Source organism: Micromonospora sp. CA-263727 (assembly GCF_050942455.1).
In the GTDB taxonomy this organism is placed as follows: Bacteria; Actinomycetota; Actinomycetes; order Mycobacteriales; family Micromonosporaceae; genus Micromonospora.
Window position 1 is genome coordinate 186,875 of record NZ_CP192031.1, and the last position, 20,548, is coordinate 207,422.

Sequence of the window (20,548 nt, forward strand, 5' to 3'; positions counted from 1 at the left end):
CGGGCCTCACGGGCGTACTCACCTCGGCGGATACGGGGGCGACGGGGGTGCCCCGGGTGGCGGGTAGGGCTGGTACGGCGGTGCGGGTGGCTGGTGCGGGGGCGGGGCTGCCGGGCGGCGACGGAACCAGGCGCTGGCCGCAGGCAACGCCAGCAGCACGGCTACCACAAGGTAACCGAGCACCTGACCGACCGAAAGGGTCACGGTGAGCGGGATCCACCAGGATGGTTGGGCGTCCGCGATCCGGTCGACCAGTTCGGCGGCGGCTCGATCGTCGCCGAAGTCCAGGGGCGTGGCGCGCTGGATGATCAAGGTCACCACGCCGCAGCAGCCGAGGAACATGCCCAGCCCGGCGACCACCCAGGTGGCCACCCGGGCACCCCGCCGGCCGGCGGCCAGGCCGAGCGCCAGGCCGGCGAGGAGCAGCCCGGCGAGCACGCTCAGCACCGCCGCCAGCAGCACCGAGCCGCGCAGCAGGTTGACCGCCGCGTCGACCTGGCCGGCGTCGGCCGAGGTGCCGGCGGCCGCCGCGCGGAACCGGCTGACGGTGCCGCCGACGGTGGTCAGGCCGGCCACGGCGTACCCGAGCGCGCCGAGCGTCATCACCGCCAGCACCGCCACGGCCAGCACGACCACGGCCGGCCGGCGGGCCGGTGCCTGTTCGGGGTACGACACGACGAGTCCCTCCGGTAGGCCTTTGGGATGCAACCTACTCGGAGGGACCCATCACAGTCTCCAAGAGCGACCGCCAGCCCTCCTGCCGGTCGCGCTGACTCAGGGACGGTCAGCTGGGGCGATCAGCGGGCGGCGGCTGCTCGCCGGGCTGCTCCGGGCCGCCGGCCGGTGGGTGCTGCCCGCCCGGCCCATCGGGCTGGCCGAGCGCGGGCGGTTGACCGGGTGCTCCCGGGTAGCCAGCCCCGGTCGGCTGCTGCGGGGCGGCCGGGTACCCGGGGACTGGCGGATATCCGGGTGCCGGCGGATATCCGGGTGCCGGCGGATAGCCGGGCTGGCTCGGGTAGCTGGCCCCGGGCATCGGCGGCTCCCACTGCGGGGCCGGCTTGCGGAAGAACTCGTTGGCCTTCGGCAGCGCCAGCAGGATCAACGCCACCAGCACCGAGATCAGGCTGATCGCGCTGAGCAGGGTGGTGACCGGCGTGGTCCAGGAGGGCAGCGCCTCCTCCAACCGACGCTGGACCTCGTCGGCGCTCGGCAAGTCGCCACTGGTGTCCGGGGTGCCGAGGTTGCCGGCCAGGTTGCCGACCAGGCCGAACCCGCTACAGCAGAAGAGGATGCCGCCGACAATCCAGGTGGCGATCCGCGAGCCGTTCTTGCCCCGCAGGTTCAGCAGGCCCAGGCCGAACAGCGCGAAGGCCGCCACCAGCAGGAAGATTGCGGTGCCGATGCTGACGACGACCACAAGGTCGGCGGCGCCCTCCATCCCGTTGGCCCCGGTTCCCCGGTAGGCGTCCTCCATGACGTCACGGACGGTGCCGATGGTGGACAGCGAGATGATCACGCTGATCAGCTGGCAGATCGCGAACAACAACAACAGGTAAGTGGATATCGTCACCACGCTCGGCCGCGACCGGACCGGGGTGCTCTGAGGATCGACCATCTTTCTCCTTCCCGGGAACGCGCTTCACCGTATCGGCAACGGGCCATCCCGGCACGCCACGGCGTTACCCGGCCGCGTCACCGGTGGCGGCGCGCCGATCGGGCGGAGCCGACCAGCGGATGGGTCACGCTCCGGCGAGCCGCTCCGCGGCGTACTCGCCGACCGTGGTCTGCCCCAGAACGCAGCCGGTGGCGGTGTGCAGCTCCGCCGGATCCCCGCGCAGCGCGATCCAGGCCGCCCGACCGGCCGCCGGGTCGAGCTGCCCCAGCAGGGTCGCGGCGTACACCCGGCCCGCCGGTGCGCCGGTCGCGAGCAGCCGGTCGAGCTGGTCGCGTACCTTCTCGGGGTGGTCGGCCACGACCGCCGCGACCCGCTGGTACGCCTCGGTCTCCGGCAGCAGCGACCCCACGATCCCCACGCCGCCGAACGCGACCCTGCCCGCGGCGGCGAGTTCCGAGACGGCCGCCGTCAACTCCGAGTCCTTCTCGCTCCCGAACATGCCTTCCATCCTCGCCCCGCGGGCGTGGATCCGCCCACCAGAGCAGAAGTCGCCGCCGGTCCGACGGGCCGAGCCCGGGTGCGGTGCGGGAACCCACGTCGCGGGTTCCCGCACCGGCGGGCTGGGTAGCAGCGGCGGGCTGTGGTCAGGCGGCCGTGACCGCCAAGCCGTCCTTGCCGTCGGCGAGGTCGACCCGGACCGTGTCGCCGTCCCGGATCTGGCCGGCGAGCAGGGCCCTGGCGAGCTGGTCGCCGATCGCGGACTGGACCAGCCGGCGCAGCGGACGGGCACCGTAGATCGGGTCGTATCCGTGCTCGGCGAGCCAGGTCCGCGCGGCGTCGGTGATGTCCAACGACAACCGGCGGTCGGCGAGACGATGGCGCATCCGCGCCAGCTGGATGTCCACGATGGCCCGCAGGTCATCGCCCTGGAGGGCGGCGAAGACCACGATGTCGTCGAGCCGGTTGAGGAACTCCGGCTTGAAGTGGGCCCGGACCACCGCGAGGACGCCCTCCCGGCGCTGCTCCTCGGCCAGCGTCAGATCGCTGATCACCGCGGAACCGAGGTTCGAGGTGAGAATCAGAATCGCGTTGCGGAAGTCGACCGTACGGCCCTGGCCATCGGTGAGCCGGCCGTCGTCGAGCACCTGGAGCAGGACGTCGAAGACATCCGGGTGGGCCTTCTCCACCTCGTCCAGCAGGATCACCGAGTACGGCCGGCGGCGCACCGCCTCGGTGAGCTGGCCGCCCTCCTCGTACCCGACATAGCCGGGCGGGGCACCGACCAGCCGGGCCACGGAGTGCTTCTCGCCGTACTCGCTCATGTCGATGCGGACCATGGCCCGCTCGTCGTCGAAGAGGAACCCGGCGAGCGCCTTGGCCAGCTCGGTCTTGCCGACACCGGTCGGGCCGAGGAAGAGGAAACTGCCGGTCGGGCGGTCCGGGTCGGCGACGCCGGCCCGCGCCCGGCGTACCGCGTCGGAGACCGCGCCGACCGCCTCGGCCTGGCCGACCACGCGCTCGCCCAGCGACTCCTCCATCCGGAGCAGCTTGGCGGTCTCGCCCTCCAGCAACCGGCCGGCGGGGATGCCGGTCCAGGAGGCGACGACGGCGGCGATGTCGTCCGCGCCGACCTCCTCCTTCAGCATCGCGCCGGCGGCATGGAGCCGGGCCAGTTCCTCCTCGGCCCTCGCCAGGTCGGCCTTGAGGGCGGGGATGCGGCCGTAGCGCAGCTCGGCGGCGCGCTCCAGCTCACCGTCGCGCTCGGCCCGCTCGGCCTCGCCGCCGAGCCGCTCCAGCTCCTCCTTGGCGGTGGAGAGCTTGCTGATGTGGCTCTTCTCCAGCTGCCAGCGCTCGGAGAGCGCGGTGAGCTGCTCGCGCTTGTCGGCCAGCTCCTTGCGGAGCCGTTCAAGACGCTCGGCGGAGGCCGGGTCCGGCTCCTTGGCCAGCGCCATCTCCTCGATCTCCAGCCGGCGTACCGCCCGCTCGATCTCGTCCACCTCGACCGGCCGGGAGTCGATCTCCATCCGGAGCCGGGACGCGGACTCGTCGACCAGGTCGATCGCCTTGTCCGGCAGGAACCGGTCGGTGATGTAGCGGTCGGAGAGGGCGGCGGCGGCGACCAGGGCGGCGTCGGTGATGCGTACGCCGTGGTGCACCTCGTAGCGTTCCTTGAGGCCGCGGAGGATGCCGATGGTGTCCTCGACGGTGGGCTCGCCGACCAGCACCGGCTGGAAGCGCCGCTCCAGGGCCGGGTCCTTCTCGATGTGCTCGCGGTACTCGTCCAGCGTGGTCGCCCCGACCATGCGCAGCTCACCACGGGCCAGCATCGGCTTGAGCATGTTGCCGGCGTCCATCGAGCCCTCGCCCTTGCCCGCGCCGACCACGGTGTGCAGCTCGTCGAGGAAGGTGATGACCTGCCCGTCCGAGTTCTTGATCTCCTCCAGGACGGACTTGAGCCGCTCCTCGAACTGACCCCGGTACGACGCACCGGCGACCATCGCGCCGAGGTCGAGCGAGACCAGCTTCTTGTCGCGCAGCGACTCGGGCACGTCACCGGCGACGATCCGCTGGGCCAGGCCCTCGACGATGGCGGTCTTGCCGACGCCCGGCTCGCCGATCAGCACCGGGTTGTTCTTGGTACGCCGGGACAGCACCTGGATCACCCGGCGGATCTCGGAGTCCCGGCCGATCACCGGGTCGATCTTGCCCTCCCGGGCGCTCGCGGTGAGGTCGACGCCGTACTTGGCCAGCGCCTGGTAGGTCTGCTCCGGGTCGGCGGTGGTGACCCGGCGGTCCCCGCCCCGAACGGTCGGGAACGCGGCGACCAGGTTCTCCTCGGTGGCTCCGGCGGCCTTCAGCGCCCCGGAGACAGCGCCGCCGACCCGGGCCAGCCCGGCCAGCAGGTGTTCGGTGGAGGTGTACTCGTCCCCGAGCGGCCGGGCGATCTGCTCGGCGGCCCCGATGGCGTTGACGAACTCGCGGGCCAGGGTCGGCTCCGCGATGCTGGAACCACGGGCCGCGGGCAGCGCGTCGACAGCCCGCTGGGCGGCCCGGCGCAGCTCGGCGGGGTCGGCCCCGACTGCGCGCAGCAGGCCGGCCGCGGTCGAGCCCTCGGTGTCCAACAGCGACAGCAGCAGGTGCCACGGCTCCACGGTGGCGTGCCCGCGCTGGTTCGCCAGGGCGACGGCACCGGTGATGGTCTCGCGGCTCTTGGTGGTGAAGCGTTCGGTGTTCATGGGCTCCCCTGGATCGGTGTGTCCACTGATACCGACAGAACCAGAGTTGAGCCTATTCCACTCAACTCGCAGGCTGTGATCTACACCACTCCAATCCCGCCCTGAGAGCTGGATTACGGTCGCGGGGTCAGTCCGTGCCGAGGGTTACCGCTGTCCAGGTGCGGTCGGCGAAGATGCCGGTGCCGAGCAGGACGGCGTCCGGGGTGACCGCGACGAGGGTGCCGTCGGGCAGCAGCCGCAGGTGGTGCCCGACGGTGAGCGGCCAGGGCAGGTCGACGTACCGACCCTCGGTGATCGCGCCCGCGCCCCGGGGGCCGACCACCGCCGCAATCCCGCCGCCGAGCGGGACCACCTGCCCCGACTCCGGGTGCCCCTGGGTCGACTCCAGATGCCACTTCCGGGCCGTGAAGCGCCACAGCGCCGGGAAGCCCGTACGGTCGGGTCGCTCGCCGATCAGCCAGAGATCGCCGGCTACTGCCGCCAGCCGGAGCCGGCCCACCTCGCCCTCGGGCGCGGGAACCGGGGTCCGCTGCCAGCTCCGCCCTTCGTCCCAGGAGATCGCGGCGTGGAGTCGGCCGTCCTCACTCGCTCCCGCCGCCACCACCAGCCCGCGGTACTCGGTGCCGTCTCCGGACACCGTCTTGCCGTCGGTCTGCGCGACCGTGTTCAGCGCGGGCATCGGTGGCTGGGCGGGCACCGGCCGCAGGGCGCTGCCATCCCACAGGCCGACCCTTCCCGAGTCTCCGATGAGCTGGATCCGCCCCTGGGCCGCCTGCCACTGCGGGGGCGGGGTCTCGCCCGGGCTGTGCTGGAAATTGTGGCCGCCGTCGGTGGACGTCCACCAGCCGTACGGCTCGGCCCTCAGGGCCAGTATTCCGGGAACGGTGTAGAGCTGATGGTTGTCGGCGACCGGCTTCGGGTGGCGCAGCCGCCGCCAGGACCGGCCGCCGTCCGGAGTCGCGAACAGCAGGGCCTGGCAGTCGGGGCCGGGTGGCTGGCCGTCGCAGGCAGCGAAGAGGGCGTATCCCTGATCGGCGTCGACGAACTCGACGTGCGGCTGGTCGTACCGCTCGGGGACAGCGAGCCGGGTGTGGCGGATCTCCCCGACGGACTCCGGGAACGGCCTTGTTCCGGTCGGGGAGGGGCTCGGCGGCGTCGGCGCGGGCGGGGGCCGGCGAACGTCCCCGATGGAGCAGCCGGCCAGGACTGCTACCAGCGCAGACAGGACCAGAGGGCGGGTTCGGAGCACAAACATTCCGCCTCCGTCGCGAGAGTAGCCTGAGCCCGTGCGAGTACGTGTCGAACAGACTGCCCTACCGGGGATCGGCGTGCGTCACGACATGGTGACGGAGTCCGGCCGCCGGCTCGGCGTGGTCTCCCACCGCAACGGTCGCCGCGACCTGGTCCTGTACGACCCCGACGACCCGGACGGCTGCGCAGCGGACATTCCGCTCACCGACGACGAGGCCGAGGCGCTCGCCGACATCCTGGGCGCGTCACTGATCCTCGGGCAGCTCTCCGGGGTGCGCGAGCAGGCCGCCGGGCTGCTCACCGAGCAGATAGCGATCCCGGCCTCCTCCGTCTACGTCAATCGGCCACTGGGCGACGCGAAGGTCCGCTCCCGTACCGGTGCCTCGATCGTGGCCGTCCTGCGCCGCGGCGAGGTGATCGTCTCGCCGGTGCCGACCTTCCGCTTCGAGGCGGGCGACGTGGTGGTCGTCGTCGGCAACCGGCAGGGCCTGGACGGAGTGGGCGCGATCTTCGCCGACAACGACCTCACCGGCTGAGCCCCGGATGCACGACTTCACCAGCCTGCTCATCGAGGTCGGCGCGCTGCTTTTCCTGCTCGGGTTGCTCGGCCGGCTCGGCCGGCGGGTCGGGCTCTCCCCGATCCCGTTGTACCTGCTCGCGGGGCTGGCCTTCGGCCACGGCGGCATCCTGGAGCTGAGCGCCAGTGAGGAGTTCTTCGCCATCGGCGCCGAGATCGGCGTGATCCTGCTGCTGGTGATGCTCGGTCTCGAATACTCGGCCGACGAGCTGGTCGGCAACCTGCGGTCGGCCGCGCCGGCCGGGCTGATCGACGCGGTGCTCAACGCGCTGCCGGGCGCGGCGTTCGCCCTGCTGCTCGGCTGGGGCTGGGTGGCCGCGGTGGTGCTCGGCGGGATCACCTGGATCTCGTCCTCCGGCGTGATCGCCAAGATCCTGGCCGACCTGGGCCGGCTCGGTAACCGGGAGACCCCGGTGATCCTCTCGGTGCTCGTGGTCGAGGACCTGGCGATGGCGTTCTACCTGCCGCTGGCCACCGCGCTGCTGGCCGGCGTCGGTTTGGTCCAGGGCGGCATCGCTCTCGGGATCGCCGTGCTGACGGTGGTCACGGTGCTGGTGGTCGCGCTCCGGTACGGAAATCTGATCTCCAAGGCGATGTCCGCCGACAACGCCGAGGCGCTGCTGCTCGGGGTGCTCGGCCTGACCCTGCTGGTGGCCGGGGTCGCGGCGCAGCTCCAGGTGTCGGCGGCGGTCGGCGCGTTCCTGGTCGGCATCGCGCTCTCCGGTCCGGTGGCGCACCACGCCGCCGAGTTGCTGACCCCGCTGCGCGACCTCTTCGCCGCCGTCTTCTTCGTCTTCTTCGGGCTGGCCACCGACCCCCGCCACATCCCGCCGGTGCTGCTGCCCGCGCTGCTGCTGGCGCTGATCACCATGACCACCAAGACGCTGACCGGCTACCTGGCGGCGCGACGGGTCGGCATCGCCGAGCCGGGCCGATGGCGGGCGGGGTTGGCGCTGGTGCCCCGGGGCGAATTCTCCATCGTCATTGCCGGGCTCGCGGTGAGCGCCGGCAGCGTCGAGCCGAAACTGGCGGCGCTCGCCGCGACGTACGTGCTGATCACGGTCGTCACCGGTCCGATACTGGCCCGGCTGCCGGATTTCGCCTGGTTCAAGCGGTGGCTGCGGGCGCGGGCGGCGGCGCAGCGGACCCGGACCACCCCGACCGCGGACCGGGCGTGACGGTAGACGGCCGGGTCGACCGTCCGGACGCCCCGGCTCTGCCAACAGTTGCGGAATTGCTTCCTGTAGGGGCTACCCATACTCACCGGTACCGCGTTAACGTGTCGCCCCAGCAGCCAGGGTTCGCGGCGGGCCGACGCCCCTGCGGGCGCGAACGGAAGGTTGGCCGGTGAGCGTGCAGGAGTCAACGTTCCACGGCTTTGCCAACCCCGTCGACCCAAGCCCGGCGGAGTTGCGAGCGTGGGCGTACCACCCGGATTCGGTCCCGTTGACCTCCATGCCGCCGGACTGGGACCTGCTCGTCTCCGGCGACCGGCTGGTGATGACACTGTTCGATCTGGCCATGGACGCGCACTGCCCGGCCCGCCGGTTCGCCCTGCACTGCCTCTACATCTACGCCGCGGACGGGATCCGGACGAACTTCCGGGCCCATCCGAAGCGGCGCTTCCGCAAGCTGGTCGACCAGGCCGAGCGGAACGGCGACGAGATGATGCGCGTCTGGGCCCACAACAGCCGGATGCTGCTGACCCGGCCGAACCTGTTCGTCTACCGCGAGTGGTGCGAGGGCGGGCTGGTCCGGGAGGGCCGGCGGCTCTGAGGCTCTTCGGGACGGCCCGCACGTCCCACGACGGCGAACGGGCCCGGCCCCCCGCGCGGCCACGACGGCGAACGGGCCGGGACCCCCCGTGGCTCCCGGCCCGCACGTCGACGGGTCGTCAGTGTGCCGATCCGCCCCGCTCCCGGCGGTGCCGTGCGGAACGTGCCTGGCCGGCGCCGTGGCCACCCTGAGTCCCCTGACCGCTGAACCGGCCGCTCTTGACCTGGTCGGAGAAGCGTCCCTTGACGATCCGGTCGAACCGCATGCGGACGTCCTCGGCCAAGCGGTCGAGCCGATGCTCCGCCGATTCGGCCACCTTCTTCGCCGCTTCCGTCATGGCTCCCCCCGCCAGATCGGAGTCCGGATTGAGATGGTTGGACCTGATTAACGAGGTTAACGGAGCCAGCCCGACTCCCGCTCGGGTTTGCCGAAGTACGGCAGAGACGGGCAGAGCGCCACCGGCGGTCAGCTGCGACGGGGACGCCACACCACCAGTGCGGTGGAGGTCTGGCTGGTCGGGACCAGGTCGCGGCCGGGGAAGCGGGCCAGCGACTCCAGCTCGGCCATCCGGCGGTACGCGGCCTCCAGCTCGGCCTCCAACTGGGCGACCCGCTGCTGGGCCTGCTCCAGCAGCTGTTCCAGCCCGATGATCCGTTTGATCCCGGCGAGGTTGACCCCGTCGTCCTGGCTGAGCCGCTGCACCTCGCGCAGCAGCACCACGTCCCGGACGCTGTACCGGCGCCCGCCGCCGGCCGCCCGGCCCGCCTGCACGAGGCCGAGCCGGTCGTACTGGCGCAGCGTCTGCGGGTGCATCCCCGCCATCCGCGCCGCAACCGAGATCATCAGCACTTTGGCCTCGTAGGCAGGGTCATCCGAGCCGACGAACCCGTTCATCCTGCTCACCTCCGCAGCACTTCACCGATCAACCGAACCGACGCACCCGCGCGTCGAGATGTTCCCGTGCCGCCGGCGGGGTCTGCGCGGCGAACGTCTCCAGGGCGGCCCGAGCCGCGTCGGAGACCCCCGCTGGCACCACCACGTCGAGCGTGACCAGCAGGTCGCCGACCTGACCGTCGCGGCGGCTCACCCCCTTGCCCCGGGCCCGCAGGATCCGCCCGCTCGGCGTGCCCGGTGGCACTCGCAGGGTCACCGCTCCGTCGAGGGTCGGCACCCGCAGGTCGATGCCGAGGACCGCCTCCGCGAACGTGATCGGAACGGTCAGCGTGAGGTCGTCACCGGCGCGTCCGAAGAGTTCGTCCGGCCGGACCTTCACGTGTACGAACAGGTCGCCCGCCGGGCCGCCGCGCTCGCCCGGCTCGCCCCGGCCGGCCAGTCGGATCCGCTGGCCGTCGGCGACCCCGGCGGGAAAGCGGACGTTGAGCGTACGGGTCTTGGTCACCCCGCCGGTGCCCTGGCACTCCGGGCACTTCTCGTCCACCACCGTGCCGACACCCTGGCAGTTGCGGCACGGCTCGGAGAAGCTGAACGCACCCTGGTTGCGGGTGGTCACCCCGGCACCGTGGCAGACCGGGCAGGTCCGCGGCTGGGTGCCCGGCTTGGCGCCGTTGCCGTGGCAGGTGTCGCAGACGCCGGGGGCCCGCAACGTGAGCGGCAGGGTCACTCCCCGGACGGCGTCGTGGAAGTCGAGCACCACCTCGGTCTCGACATCGCGGCCCCGCGCCGGGCCGGGCGCGCCGCCGCCACCCGCGCCGCCCGAGAAGATCGAGCTGAACAGGTCGGAGATGCCGCCACCGGCGAACCGGTTACCGCCCGGCGACGCGCCGCCGAACAGGTCGGAGACGTCGAACGGCATGCCGCCGCCCGGCTGGCCCGGTTGACGCGCGCCACGCCGGAACGCGCCCGAGCCGAACAGCGAACGCATCTCGTCGTACTCGCGGCGCTTGGTGTCGTCGCCGAGCACCGCGTACGCCTCGGAGACCGCCTTGAAACGCTCCTCGGCCTGCGTGTCGCCGGGGTTGTGGTCCGGGTGCGACTCACGGGCCAGCTTTCGGTACGCCTTCTTGATCTCGTCAGCGGAAGCGGTCTTCGTCACGCCCAGGACCCGGTAGTAGTCCTTCTCGATCCAGTCCTTGGAACTCACCCGTGCACCTCCTCCCCACCTGCGGGCCCGGGCCGTCCCGCCCGCCAGGTCTCGGCGGGCGGGACGGCCCGGTCACCGTCGCGCACTATTCCGGGTCGGCGACCGCGACCATCGCGGGTCGCAGCAGCCGATCACCAATCTGGTAGCCCCGACGCATCACCTGTACGCAGCTTGGCTCGGTGACGTCGGCCGAGGTCTGGTGGGCCACCGCCTCGTGCAGGGTCGGGTCGAACGGGTCGCCCTGCTCACCGAACGCGGTCAACCCGAACTTGCCCAGCGCGGTGGTCAGCTGCTCGGCCACCGAGCCGAACGGGCCGACCAGGTCGCCGTGTTCCCGGGCCCGGTCCAGGTCGTCAAGGATCGGCAGCAGCGCGGCGAGCACCGCACCGGTCGCCTGCTCGGTGACCAGGCCACGGTCACGCTCGACCCGCTTGCGGTAGTTGGCGTACTCGGCCGAGACCCGCTGGAGGTCCCGGGTGCGCTCCTCCAGGTCGGCGCGGAGCGCCGCCAGCTCGGCACCGAGCCCGTCAGAGGCCGCCGCCTCGTCCGGCTCGGCCGCCGCGTGCTTCCCGACCGGCTGGGCGGGCGAGTCCACCACCGGCGGGCCGTCCGTGGACGGCTCGCTCAGCGCGGTGGTCTCGACCTCCATCGCGTCGACCACCACCTCGGCGTCCTCGACCAGGCCCTCGGCTGGGGCGTCCGAACCGGCGTCGGCAGCCGCACCGTCCGGCTCTTGGGTCTGGCTGATCTTGCGGTTGTTGCGGATGACGACCCGCGGCGCGTCGGCGGACGGCTCGGCGGCCGAGCCACCCGACGCCGACCCGCGCCGACCCGCGCCGGCGGCTCGGGGCTTCTCGGTCATACGGCTACCTCATCCCTCTGCCGGTGAGCTCGGGCCGCGAGGACAGTCACTTCTTGTCCTCGTCCACGATCTCCGCGTCGACCACGTCGTCCGCGCCGGGCCGCGCGCCGCCGGCCTGCGCGCCGCCGGTCGCGTCGGCGCCGGCGGCACCAGCCGCGCCGCCGGCGCTGGCACCGGCCGCACCGCCCGGCTGGGCCTGCTCGGCCTGCTGGGCGTAGAGCAGCGAGCCCGCCTCCTGCGAGACCTGCGCCAGCCGCTCGTGCGCCGACTTGATCTTATCGATGTCGCTGCCACCGAGGGCGCCACGCAGCTCGCCGAGGGCCTCGTTGAGCTTCTCGCGGTTCTCGGCGGGCAGCTTGTCGCCGTTCTCGGCGAGGAACTTCTCGGTCTGCCACTGGAGCGCCTCGGCCACGTTGCGGCTCTCGGCCTCGTCGCGGCGGCGCTTGTCCTCCTCCGCGTGCTCCTCGGCGTCCCGGCGCATCCGCTCGATGTCATCCTTCGGCAGCGAGGAGCCGCCGGTGATGGTCATCTTCTGCTCCTTGCCGGTGCCCAGGTCCTTGGCGTGCACGTTGACGATGCCGTTGGCGTCGATGTCGAAGGTGACCTCGATCTGCGGCACGCCGCGCGGGGCCGGCGGGAGGCCGGTCAGCTCGAAGGTGCCGAGCTTCTTGTTGTACGCGGCGATCTCGCGCTCGCCCTGGAAGACCTGGATCAGCACCGACGGCTGGTTGTCGTCGGCGGTGGTGAACACCTCGGAGCGCTTGGTCGGGATGGTGGTGTTGCGCTCGATCAGCTTGGTGAAGATGCCACCCTTGGTCTCGATGCCCAGGCTCAGCGGAGTCACGTCGAGCAGCAGGACGTCCTTGACCTCGCCCTTGAGCACGCCGGCCTGGAGGGCGGCGCCGACGGCGACGACCTCGTCCGGGTTGACACCCTTGTTGGGCTCCCGGCCGGTGAGCTGCTTGACCAGTTCGGTGACGGCCGGCATCCGGGTCGAGCCACCGACCAGGATCACGTGCTCGACGTCGGCGACCTTGATCCCGGCGTCCTTGACCGCCTGCTCGAACGGGCCCTTGCAGCGGTCCAGCAGGTCCTGCGTCATCCGCTGGAACTCGGCCCGGCTGAGCGTCACGTCCAGGTGCAGCGGGCCGGCGGAGCCGGCGGTGATGTACGGCAGGTTGATGTTGCTGGTGGTGGCGGCGGACAGCTCGATCTTGGCCTTCTCGGCGGCCTCCTTGAGCCGCTGCATCGCCATCTTGTCCTGCGACAGGTCGATGCCGTGCTCGCCACGGAAGGTCTTCACCAGGTGGTCGATGATCCGCTGGTCCCAGTCGTCACCGCCGAGCAGGTTGTCACCGCTGGTCGACTTGACCTCGATGACGCCCTCGGCCAGCTCCAGCAGCGACACGTCGAAGGTGCCGCCACCGAGGTCGAAGACCAGGACGGTCTGCTCCTTGGAGCCCTTGTCCAGCCCGTAGGCCAGGGCCGCCGCGGTCGGCTCGTTGACGATCCGCAGCACGTTGAAGCCGGCGATCTCACCGGCCTCCTTGGTGGCCTGACGCTGGCCGTCGTTGAAGTAGGCCGGGACGGTGATCACCGCGTCGGTGATCTGCTCGCCCAGGTACGCCTCGGCGTCCCGCTTGAGCTTCATCAGCGTACGGGCCGAGATCTCCTGCGGGGTGTACTTCTTGCCGTCGATGTCGACGGACCAGCTGGTGCCGATCTCCCGCTTGACCGAACGGATCGTCCGGTCCGGGTTCGTCACCGCCTGGCGCTTGGCCACCTCGCCGACGAGCACCTCGCCGTTGCGGGCGAACGCGACGATCGACGGGGTCGTCCGCGAGCCCTCGGCGTTGGCGATGACCGTGGGCTCACCGCCCTCCAGGACGCTGACGCAGGAGTTCGTCGTGCCGAGGTCGATACCGACCGCACGTGCCATCTTCGCTTCCTCGCTTCGTAACGTTGAGCAGGTGACGGGCCCTCCCGCCATCCTGGCCGGCGGGCGCCGCCCGCAGCGACCCCACCTCAAGTTGAGTGAACTTGACTCAATAGTGCCACGCGCCCGGAAATCGTCAAGTCGAGGTTGAGTCGGATAGGCGCAACTCAGTGCACCGTACCGACTGGTTGTCTTACCTTGTGTCGGTCGGGCACGCTTTAGCGGTGACGACGAACGGCGATTCCGCCTCACTCTCCGGCGCGCCCGCCGTCGCAGCCCGCACCGGCTTCACCGACGGTGGGGAGGACCGGCCCGCGGCCACCGGGGACGACACCCTGCCCGACGCCCTGACCGGCCTGCGGGCCGCGATCATGGCGGTCCGATTCCCGCTGGCCCTGCCCTCGGCGGAGCCGGCCGGGCGGATCCGCACCGCCCTCGCCGACCAGCTCGACGACTACCTGTTGCCCCGGCTCGCCCGGCTCGACGCGCCGCTGCTCGTGGTGGTCGGCGGGTCCACCGGCGCGGGCAAGTCGACCCTGGTCAACAGCCTGGTGCAGGCCCGGGTCAGCGCCGCCGGGGTGCTGCGGCCGACCACCCGATCCCCGGTCCTGGTCTGCAATCCGGCCGACTCGCCCTGGTTCCGCCGGGGCGAGTTGCTGCCCGGGTTGACCCGCACCAACCAGCCCAGCACGGATCCGCGCACCCTGCACCTGGTGACCGCCCCGGCGCTCGCCCCGGGGCTGGCCTTCCTGGACGCCCCCGACATCGACTCGGTGGTCGACGCCAATCGGGCGCTGGCCAGCCAGTTGCTCGCCGCAGCCGACCTCTGGCTCTTCGTCACCACCGCGGCGCGGTACGCCGACGCCGTCCCCTGGGAGCTGCTGCACGGCGCACGGGCCCGGGGCGCGGTAATCGCCCTGGTGCTCGACCGGGTGCCGGCCGAGGCCACCGACGAGGTCACCGCCCACCTCGCCGAGATGCTCGCCGAGCAGGGTCTCGGCTCGGCACCGCTGTTCGTGCTGCCGGAGACCTGGGTCGACGGGCAGGGTCTGCTGCCCGGACGGGTCACCGCGCCCCTGGCGGACTGGTTCGCCCGGCTCGCCGCCGACGCCGACGCCCGCGCGGCGGTGGTCCGGCAGACCCTGGGCGGTGTGCTGGCCACCCTGGAACCGGCGATGGAGAGCCTGGCCGAGGCCACCGACGAGCAGGTCGCCGCGGCCGACACGCTGGACGAGCGGGTACTCGCCGCGTACCGGGCCGCGAACCACACCGTCCGCCAGGGGCTGCGCGACGGCCGGCTGCTCCGTGGCGAGGTGCTCGCCCGCTGGCAGGAGTTCATCGGCACCAGCGAGTTCTTCCGCACCCTGGAGGCGCGGATCGGCCGGCTGCGCGACCGGGTGGTGGCCACCTTCAGCCGGCGCCCGGCGCCGGCCGTCGAACTGACCGACGCGATCGAGTCCCAACTGGTGACCCTGCTGCGGGGCGTCGCCGCGGAGGCGGCCGACCACGCGTACACCGGCTGGAAGGCCCATCCCGCCGGAGCCGCACTGCTCGAACCGGGTCTCGCCCAGCACTCGCCCGACCTGCCTGAACGCGCCGAGCGGCTGGTCCGGGACTGGCAGCGCGGCGTGCTGGAACTGGTCCGCGCCGAGGGCGCGGACCGGCGCTTCGTGGCCCGCACGGCGGCCTACGCGGTGAACGCCACCGGGCTGGCCGTGATGATCGCGGTTTTCGCCTCCACCGCCTTCATCCCGACCGGGCTGGAGGTCGCCACCGGGGCCGGCACCACCGTCGCCGGGCAGGCGGTGCTCCAGGCCATCTTCGGCGACCAGGCCGTGCGTACGCTGGCCGACAAGGCCCGGGAAGACCTGCTGGAACGGGTGCGGGCGCTGCTCGACGCCGAGGCCGGCCGTTACCTCGCCCGGACCGGCCAGGCGCGGCCGGCGGCCCGGACCTCGGCGGCGCTGCGCCAGGCGGCCGAACGGGTGGAGGCGGCCCGGCTGCACAGCGGATTCGCCGTTGCCGCTGACGCGCTCAGCGTCGCGGCCGACGAGGGGCGGCACACGTGAGTGAGCGGAGCGAGCGAACCCTGCGGCTCAGCAGCGAGGCGGCGGCGTGACCGGCATCGGCGAACGGCTCCGGGAGGCGTTCCGGGCCGACGGACGGGTGGACGCCGACCAGTTGGACGCCCGGCTGGAGGCGGTGTACCGCTTCCTCGGCATCGTCGACGGCCACCTGCCGGACACCCCGCTGGGCCCGGCGCGCACCCTGATCGAACGGGCCGGCACCCGGCTCTCGTTGTCCCGCGACCACACCGTCGTGGCGCTCGCCGGCACCACCGGCAGCGGCAAGTCGAGCCTGTTCAACGCGATGGCCCGGATGGACCTGTCGCCCGTCGGGGTGCGCCGGCCCACCACCGGCATGGCCCACGCCTGCGTCTGGGGTCCGCTCGACGGGGGCACCCGGCTGCTCGACTGGCTCGGCGTGCTGCCCCGGCACCGGTTCGTCCGGGAGAGCGTGCTGGACGGCGACGACGAGTCCACCCTGCACGGGCTGATCCTGATCGACCTACCGGATCTCGACTCCGTGCAGCACTCGCACCGGCTGGAGGTGGACCGGCTGCTCGGCCTGGTCGACCTCGTGGTCTGGGTGGTCGACCCGCAGAAGTACGCCGACCGGGTGATGCACCGCAGCTACCTCCGCGAGTTCCACCAGCATCGGGACGTCACCGTGGTCGTACTCAACCAGACCGACCGGCTGCCCCCGGCCGAGGTGCCCCGGGTGCTGGCCGACCTGCGCCGGCTGCTCGACGCGGACGGGCTGGACGGGGTGCCGCTGCTGGCCACCACGATCGTCGACCCGGTCGGGCCGGACGGGCTGCGGACGGCACTGGAGCGCACCGTGGCCGAGCGGCAGGCCGCGCTGCGTCGACTCTCCGGCGACGTGGACGCCGTGGTGGCCGGGCTGGACGAGATGGTCGGAGCGCCCCGGCCGGCGCTCGCTCCGGACGATCCCGCGATCGCCGCGCTGGACAAGGCGCTGGCGGCCGTGGCGGGGGTACCGACGGTCGTGGCGGCGGTCGAGCAGGCGTACCAGCACCGGGCCGCGTCGGCGACCGGCTGGCCGTTGGTGCGGTTCTGGCGGCGGCTGCGGGCCGATCCGCTGCGCCGGCTGCACCTGCGCGGTCCAGAGGGCGATCAGCGGGACCCGGCGGAGAGCCTGGTCGCCGCGACCTCCGTACCCGAGCCCAGCGCGGCCGACAAGTCCGCGCTGGCGTTGGCGCTGCGCACGGTGACCGAGAGGTCCGCGTCGGGGCTGCCGAGCGCCTGGCGCGACGCGGTGGCCACGGCCGCCCGCTCGCGCCTCGGCGACCTGCCGGACGCCCTGGACCGCGCGGTCGCCGGCGCGGACCTCGACCTGAACCGGCCCCGGACCTGGTGGCGGCTGGTCGGCTGGGTGCAGTGGCTGGTGACCCTCGCCGCGGTGGCCGGGCTCGGCTGGCTGATCCTCGGCTACGCGCTGCGGGCCCTGGGGCTGCCGGAGCTTCGACCTCCGGCGGTCGGCGAGGTGCCCGCGCCGACCCTGCTGCTGCTCGGTGGGGTGCTGGCCGGGCTGCTGGTGGCCGCGTCGACCCGACCGGTGGCGCGGTGGGCGGCCAGGCGGGCCCGGCAGCGGGCCCTGGCGGGGCTGACCAGCGCGGTCGCTGCCGTCTCCGACGAGTACGTGCTCGCCCCGGTACGCGCGGTGGTCGCCGCGCACGCCGACGCGCGGACCGTGCTGGAGATCGCCCGGCATCGGTGAGGCCACCGCCGCCACGCGCGCCGGTCGGTTCGCTCACCGCATGACTGGGCGGTGAGCGGCGTAGGGTCGGTGCCATGGCCACGCCACTGACCCCCTACGACGCGGTGCTGCACGCCGCACGCGACGTGACCAGGCTCGACTCGGCGCTCGACGCGGAGATGCTCGGCGCAGCCCTGCTGGGCAGCGTCTACGAGATCGCGGAGACCGACCGGGACACCGCGGTACGCGAATTCGTGGCCGGCTTCCTCGCGGCCACCTCCCGACGGCGGACCGCCGCGGCGACCACCGTCCGCGCGGTCTTCGCCGCCCTGGTGCCGGAGGCGACCGGCGCGGACCGGGTACGCCCGGGGGCCGCCGCACCCGCCTGGTCCGGCCAGCTCGGCAAGGTCCACCTCACCGGCAGCTGGGCGTACGGCGACGTGTACGGCGACCAGACCTCGTACCTGGCCACCTTCGCCTACGACGACGCCTCCGGCGGACCGGAACACGCGCTGGTGGCGCTGGTCGACCACAACATCGGCATCGCCAAGGACGTCTTCGTCGGCGGGCCGGCCGACCGGATCCTGGAGCAGGTCCGGCAGCTGTGCGCCGACGACGAGCTGACCTGGTTCCGGGAGGAGGACCCGGCCCGGATGCGTGGCGAGGTCGGTCGGCACCTGGCGGTCACCGACCGCCTGGGCCAACTGCCCGGGACGAGCTCGCTGGCCACGGATCGCGCACTGGTCGGGGCCAGGCTGGCGGTCATGCCCACCGAGACGACGCCACCGCCCCGGCTGTCCGACGATCCACTGCCGGCGGCCGAGCGAGCCGAGCAGATCCGGCGCTTCCTGGCCGCACCGGAGGCCGCCCGGGCCGGGCTGGACACCATCGACGGCGCGGAGCTGGCCTCCCTGCACTTCTGCCTGGGTCTGCTGCTCGACCACGTGGCCACCTTCCCGGACGCCGAGCCGCTTCGGTGGAGCCCGACGGTGGCGGGGTTGTTCCTGCTGGACTGGGTGCACCGCCGGGCCGTGCTGGACATGGACGATGCCGCGATGCTGCCCCGGGTGCTCCGCGCCTGGGCCGGGTACGCGGCCCGCAAGCGCGGGCTGCCCGCGTCGGCGGCGGCCGGCACCGACACCGCGATCGAGGAGATGGTGCCGGAGTTCGTCCGGCTCTACGCCACCGGCGAGCGGCGCAGCCCGGCGACCGCCGCCGTCGCCCAGCTGATGGCCGACGGCATCGACCCGGACGATCCGGCCGCCCTCGATGCCTGGATCGACGCCAACCGACACCGCCTCGCCGACGACGGTTGAGCTGCCCGGCCCGCCGCAGCCGCGACGGTCGCTCAGGGTTCGACGAGGGCGAGCCGGCGCGGGGCGACGCCGACGGTGAGGCGCTGCCCCCAGTCGAGGGTGAGCCGGTCGGACTCCAGGCCGTCGGCGAAGACGACCAGACCCTCCGACTCGGCGGTCAGTTCCAGTTCCTCACCGCCGTCCAGCCGGCCGGCGGTGAGACTCACCCCGGTGACCGGGGAGGGCCATGCCTCCCGGACGAACCAGCAGAGCGCGCCCTCCTCCGGCGCGGGTGGGCGCGGCGCACCCGGACGGTCCCGCGCGATGGACGCGCACCAGCCGGTCGCCCCCGTACCGCTGCCCACCACCACGCCGGAGGAGGAGTGCCGTTCCCGCCGCGTTCGCCCGCCCACCGGCACCGAGAGCAGGTAGCGGGCGGACTGGTGGGAGGCATGGCCGACGTACACCTCGTTGAGGCCGACGAGTTCCTGGCCGTCGTCGAGCGTGGCGCGGACCATCGCCCGGGAACGCACGCCCGCCGCCTTCGCGGCCACCGCCGGCAGCAGGCCGGTCAACTGGCCCGCCCGGTGCCGGACGAGTACCCCGGCGTTACGCCCCGGCTCCGGGTCCACCCCGATCACCGGCTGCCCGGTCAGGTACTTCGCGACGTTCGCGACCAGGCCGTCCGGGCCGACCGCGACCACGATGTCCTCGGGCGCGAACAGGAAGCGCGGCAGGTCGTCCCGGTCCACCGCGCCGCGCCGCCACTGCGCCGGCACGGCGGCGCCGACCGTGGTCAACGCCGCCTGTAGAGCTTCGTGCCGGTCGACCACCTCGGCCAGCTCCCGGCCGCGGGCGGCCAGGTACCAGGAGGCGGCGGCGCGGGTGCCGTGCCGGGCCAGCAGTTCGTCCAGCTCGCTGCGCCGGCTGACCACCACCACCCGGGGTGCCAGCCCGGGCCCGGCCCACCGGTCGATGCCCGGTTCGCCTCCGGTCGCCGGGCCGGGCCGGGCCACGCTCATCGGGGCGCCGCCAGCCGGGTGAGCAGGTCGGTCAGCACATCGGGGGTGATGGTGAGCTGCCCGATCTCCGGCAGTTGGCCGGCGAGTTCCCGGACCGTCAGGGCCCGCAGCACCTCCGGCGGGAGGTCCGCGTACGCGGCCAGTTTGGCCCCCTCGGCCTCGGCCTCGGCGTGCCCGACCGCGCGTACCCCGTCGGCCTTTGCGGCGGCCAGCACGCGCTCCTTCTCGGCCTCGGCGACGGCGAGCACCTGGGCCCGTTCGGCGGCGGCCGCGTTGGCCACCTTCTCCCGCTCGGCCTTCCCCTGCGCAACGGCCAGCTCAGCGACGGCCTCCAGTTCGGCCCGGCGTCGCGAGTTCGCCCCGTGCTGTTCGACGAGTTGCTGCTCACGCCGGGCCAGCTCGATCTTGTTCTGGAGTTCGTTCTCGGCGATCGCCCGTTCCTGCTCGACGGCCTGGGCCCGGCGGGCGTACGTGGCGCGGTCGGCCTGGACCTGGACCGCCTCCCGGGTGGGGGTCTGCAACGCGCGTTCCAGCTCCGGCTCGGGCCGGATGGCCACCACCCGGGCGCTGACCACCGCCACCCCGATGTCGGTCAGCCGCGGCTCGGTGGCCAGCGCGCCGGAGACCGCCTCCCGGACCGGCGCGACGGTGGTCAGCGCCTCGGCCAGGGGAACCCGGGCGAGCAGGTCGAGGGCGGGCTGCTGGGCCAGTTCGGCCAGCAGGGTGGCGACCTGGTCGAGCGGGCGGGCCCGGGGCTTCCCGGTACGCGGATCCACCGAGAAGTCGAGCCGGCCGGCCGCCAGCGCCGGATCCGCCACCCGGTAGGTGACGGTGGCCTGCACGGTGATGTCGGCGAAGTCGCCGGTGCGGGCGTGGAAGAGCAGCGGCAGCTCACGGTCGTCCACCGGCACCTCGCTGAGCACCGCGCGCAGCGGGCGGTACCAGAACGCCTGCCCGACCCCCTCGCGGCGGATCCGCCCACCCACGTGCAGCCGGACCCAGCTGGTCGAGGTCCCGCGCAGGTGGCGCAGGAACAGTCGCCTCGTCACATCAGCCATGACTTACGCCTCCCTTTTGTCGTCGCCATGACGATAATA

18 protein-coding genes are annotated in these 20,548 nt (G+C 73.0%); 6 read left to right on the plus strand and 12 right to left on the minus strand.

The genetic code is table 11. The annotated features are described in order from the left end of the window. Positions 1-18: 18 nt before the first annotated feature. The 5 genes from ACQPYA_RS00855 to ACQPYA_RS00875 form a co-directional block, all read right to left on the minus strand. The gene (locus tag ACQPYA_RS00855; protein ID WP_433530727.1) at positions 19-675 is read right to left on the minus strand and encodes a hypothetical protein; all 657 of its coding nucleotides are present in this window, start codon (positions 673-675) and stop codon (positions 19-21) included. A 109-nt stretch (positions 676-784) separates the two neighbouring features. Beyond that, complete coding sequence (locus tag ACQPYA_RS00860) at positions 785-1,549, minus strand: hypothetical protein (protein ID WP_433530728.1); 765 nt, start codon at positions 1,547-1,549, stop codon at positions 785-787. A gap of 190 nt (positions 1,550-1,739) precedes the next feature. Beyond that, positions 1,740-2,114: a hypothetical protein gene (locus ACQPYA_RS00865; RefSeq protein WP_433530729.1), complete on the minus strand. Its 375-nt coding sequence runs from the start codon at positions 2,112-2,114 to the stop codon at positions 1,740-1,742. 145 nt (positions 2,115-2,259) lie between these two features. Then, entirely contained in the window at positions 2,260-4,851 is a 2,592-nt protein-coding gene (clpB, locus tag ACQPYA_RS00870; protein ID WP_433530730.1) for an ATP-dependent chaperone ClpB, read from the minus strand. A 127-nt stretch (positions 4,852-4,978) separates the two neighbouring features. Further along, positions 4,979-6,106 carry a hypothetical protein gene (locus ACQPYA_RS00875; RefSeq protein ID WP_433530731.1) on the minus strand — a complete coding sequence of 376 codons (1,128 nt, stop codon included), beginning with the start codon at positions 6,104-6,106 and terminating at the stop codon, positions 4,979-4,981. A gap of 31 nt (positions 6,107-6,137) precedes the next feature. Here ACQPYA_RS00875 and ACQPYA_RS00880 point away from each other — a divergent pair, with 31 nt between their 5' ends. The 3 genes from ACQPYA_RS00880 (at position 6,138) to ACQPYA_RS00890 (ending at position 8,455) form a co-directional block, all read left to right on the plus strand. Further along, a complete protein-coding gene (locus ACQPYA_RS00880; protein WP_433530732.1) occupies positions 6,138-6,638 on the plus strand; it encodes a cation:proton antiporter regulatory subunit in 501 nt (166 codons plus the stop codon). 7 nt (positions 6,639-6,645) lie between these two features. Beyond that, the gene (locus tag ACQPYA_RS00885; RefSeq protein ID WP_433530733.1) at positions 6,646-7,857 is read left to right on the plus strand and encodes a cation:proton antiporter; all 1,212 of its coding nucleotides are present in this window, start codon (positions 6,646-6,648) and stop codon (positions 7,855-7,857) included. 169 nt (positions 7,858-8,026) lie between these two features. Then, positions 8,027-8,455: a hypothetical protein gene (locus ACQPYA_RS00890; RefSeq protein WP_433530734.1), complete on the plus strand. Its 429-nt coding sequence runs from the start codon at positions 8,027-8,029 to the stop codon at positions 8,453-8,455. A gap of 118 nt (positions 8,456-8,573) precedes the next feature. On the opposite strand, the gene ACQPYA_RS00895 is transcribed toward ACQPYA_RS00890, so the two are convergent. The 5 genes from ACQPYA_RS00895 to dnaK all read right to left on the minus strand — a co-directional run bounded on the left by ACQPYA_RS00895 (position 8,574) and on the right by dnaK (position 13,357). After that, complete coding sequence (locus tag ACQPYA_RS00895; protein ID WP_433530735.1) at positions 8,574-8,792, minus strand: hypothetical protein; 219 nt, start codon at positions 8,790-8,792, stop codon at positions 8,574-8,576. Between the two features lie 128 nt (positions 8,793-8,920). Then, positions 8,921-9,349: a heat shock protein transcriptional repressor HspR gene (locus ACQPYA_RS00900; RefSeq protein WP_433530736.1), complete on the minus strand. Its 429-nt coding sequence runs from the start codon at positions 9,347-9,349 to the stop codon at positions 8,921-8,923. A gap of 28 nt (positions 9,350-9,377) precedes the next feature. After that, positions 9,378-10,556: a molecular chaperone DnaJ gene (gene dnaJ / locus ACQPYA_RS00905; RefSeq protein WP_433530737.1), complete on the minus strand. Its 1,179-nt coding sequence runs from the start codon at positions 10,554-10,556 to the stop codon at positions 9,378-9,380. 85 nt (positions 10,557-10,641) lie between these two features. Further along, positions 10,642-11,418 carry a nucleotide exchange factor GrpE gene (gene grpE, locus ACQPYA_RS00910; protein ID WP_433530738.1) on the minus strand — a complete coding sequence of 259 codons (777 nt, stop codon included), beginning with the start codon at positions 11,416-11,418 and terminating at the stop codon, positions 10,642-10,644. Positions 11,419-11,464: 46 nt separating this feature from the next. Beyond that, positions 11,465-13,357, minus strand: coding sequence for a molecular chaperone DnaK (gene dnaK / locus ACQPYA_RS00915; RefSeq protein ID WP_433530739.1), 1,893 nt, complete (start codon positions 13,355-13,357; stop codon positions 11,465-11,467). A 221-nt stretch (positions 13,358-13,578) separates the two neighbouring features. Here dnaK and ACQPYA_RS00920 point away from each other — a divergent pair, with 221 nt between their 5' ends. The 3 genes from ACQPYA_RS00920 (at position 13,579) to ACQPYA_RS00930 (ending at position 18,450) form a co-directional block, all read left to right on the plus strand. Next, positions 13,579-15,423, plus strand: coding sequence for an ABC transporter (locus ACQPYA_RS00920; RefSeq protein ID WP_433530740.1), 1,845 nt, complete (start codon positions 13,579-13,581; stop codon positions 15,421-15,423). A 46-nt stretch (positions 15,424-15,469) separates the two neighbouring features. Next, positions 15,470-17,155 (plus strand): GTPase, encoded by a 1,686-nt coding sequence (locus ACQPYA_RS00925; RefSeq protein ID WP_433530741.1) that lies wholly within the window; start codon positions 15,470-15,472, stop codon positions 17,153-17,155. 74 nt (positions 17,156-17,229) lie between these two features. Next, the gene (locus ACQPYA_RS00930; RefSeq protein WP_433530742.1) at positions 17,230-18,450 is read left to right on the plus strand and encodes a hypothetical protein; all 1,221 of its coding nucleotides are present in this window, start codon (positions 17,230-17,232) and stop codon (positions 18,448-18,450) included. Between the two features lie 32 nt (positions 18,451-18,482). On the opposite strand, the gene ACQPYA_RS00935 is transcribed toward ACQPYA_RS00930, so the two are convergent. Both ACQPYA_RS00935 and ACQPYA_RS00940 read right to left on the minus strand, forming a co-directional pair. Beyond that, positions 18,483-19,451: a hypothetical protein gene (locus ACQPYA_RS00935; RefSeq protein WP_433530743.1), complete on the minus strand. Its 969-nt coding sequence runs from the start codon at positions 19,449-19,451 to the stop codon at positions 18,483-18,485. Further along, positions 19,448-20,509, minus strand: a complete 1,062-nt coding sequence (locus ACQPYA_RS00940) for an SPFH domain-containing protein (protein WP_433530744.1) — start codon at positions 20,507-20,509, stop codon at positions 19,448-19,450. Before ACQPYA_RS00940 ends, ACQPYA_RS00935 begins: the two co-directional genes overlap by 4 nt. Positions 20,510-20,548: the final 39 nt, after the last annotated feature.

Bases quoted from the DNA above. Each gene is read 5' to 3' on its own strand.
- ACQPYA_RS00865 (WP_433530729.1), bottom strand. From the start codon at position 2,114: ATGTTCGGGAGCGAGAAGGACTCGGAGTTGACGGCGGCCGTCTCGGAA.
- clpB (WP_433530730.1), bottom strand. From the start codon at position 4,851: ATGAACACCGAACGCTTCACCACCAAGAGCCGCGAGACCATCACCGGT.
- ACQPYA_RS00875 (WP_433530731.1), bottom strand. From the start codon at position 6,106: ATGTTTGTGCTCCGAACCCGCCCTCTGGTCCTGTCTGCGCTGGTAGCA.
- ACQPYA_RS00885 (WP_433530733.1), top strand. From the start codon at position 6,646: ATGCACGACTTCACCAGCCTGCTCATCGAGGTCGGCGCGCTGCTTTTC.
- ACQPYA_RS00895 (WP_433530735.1), bottom strand. From the start codon at position 8,792: ATGACGGAAGCGGCGAAGAAGGTGGCCGAATCGGCGGAGCATCGGCTC.
- ACQPYA_RS00900 (WP_433530736.1), bottom strand. From the start codon at position 9,349: ATGAACGGGTTCGTCGGCTCGGATGACCCTGCCTACGAGGCCAAAGTG.
- grpE (WP_433530738.1), bottom strand. From the start codon at position 11,418: ATGACCGAGAAGCCCCGAGCCGCCGGCGCGGGTCGGCGCGGGTCGGCG.
- dnaK (WP_433530739.1), bottom strand. From the start codon at position 13,357: ATGGCACGTGCGGTCGGTATCGACCTCGGCACGACGAACTCCTGCGTC.
- ACQPYA_RS00930 (WP_433530742.1), top strand. From the start codon at position 17,230: ATGGCCACGCCACTGACCCCCTACGACGCGGTGCTGCACGCCGCACGC.
- ACQPYA_RS00935 (WP_433530743.1), bottom strand. From the start codon at position 19,451: ATGAGCGTGGCCCGGCCCGGCCCGGCGACCGGAGGCGAACCGGGCATC.
- ACQPYA_RS00940 (WP_433530744.1), bottom strand. From the start codon at position 20,509: ATGGCTGATGTGACGAGGCGACTGTTCCTGCGCCACCTGCGCGGGACC.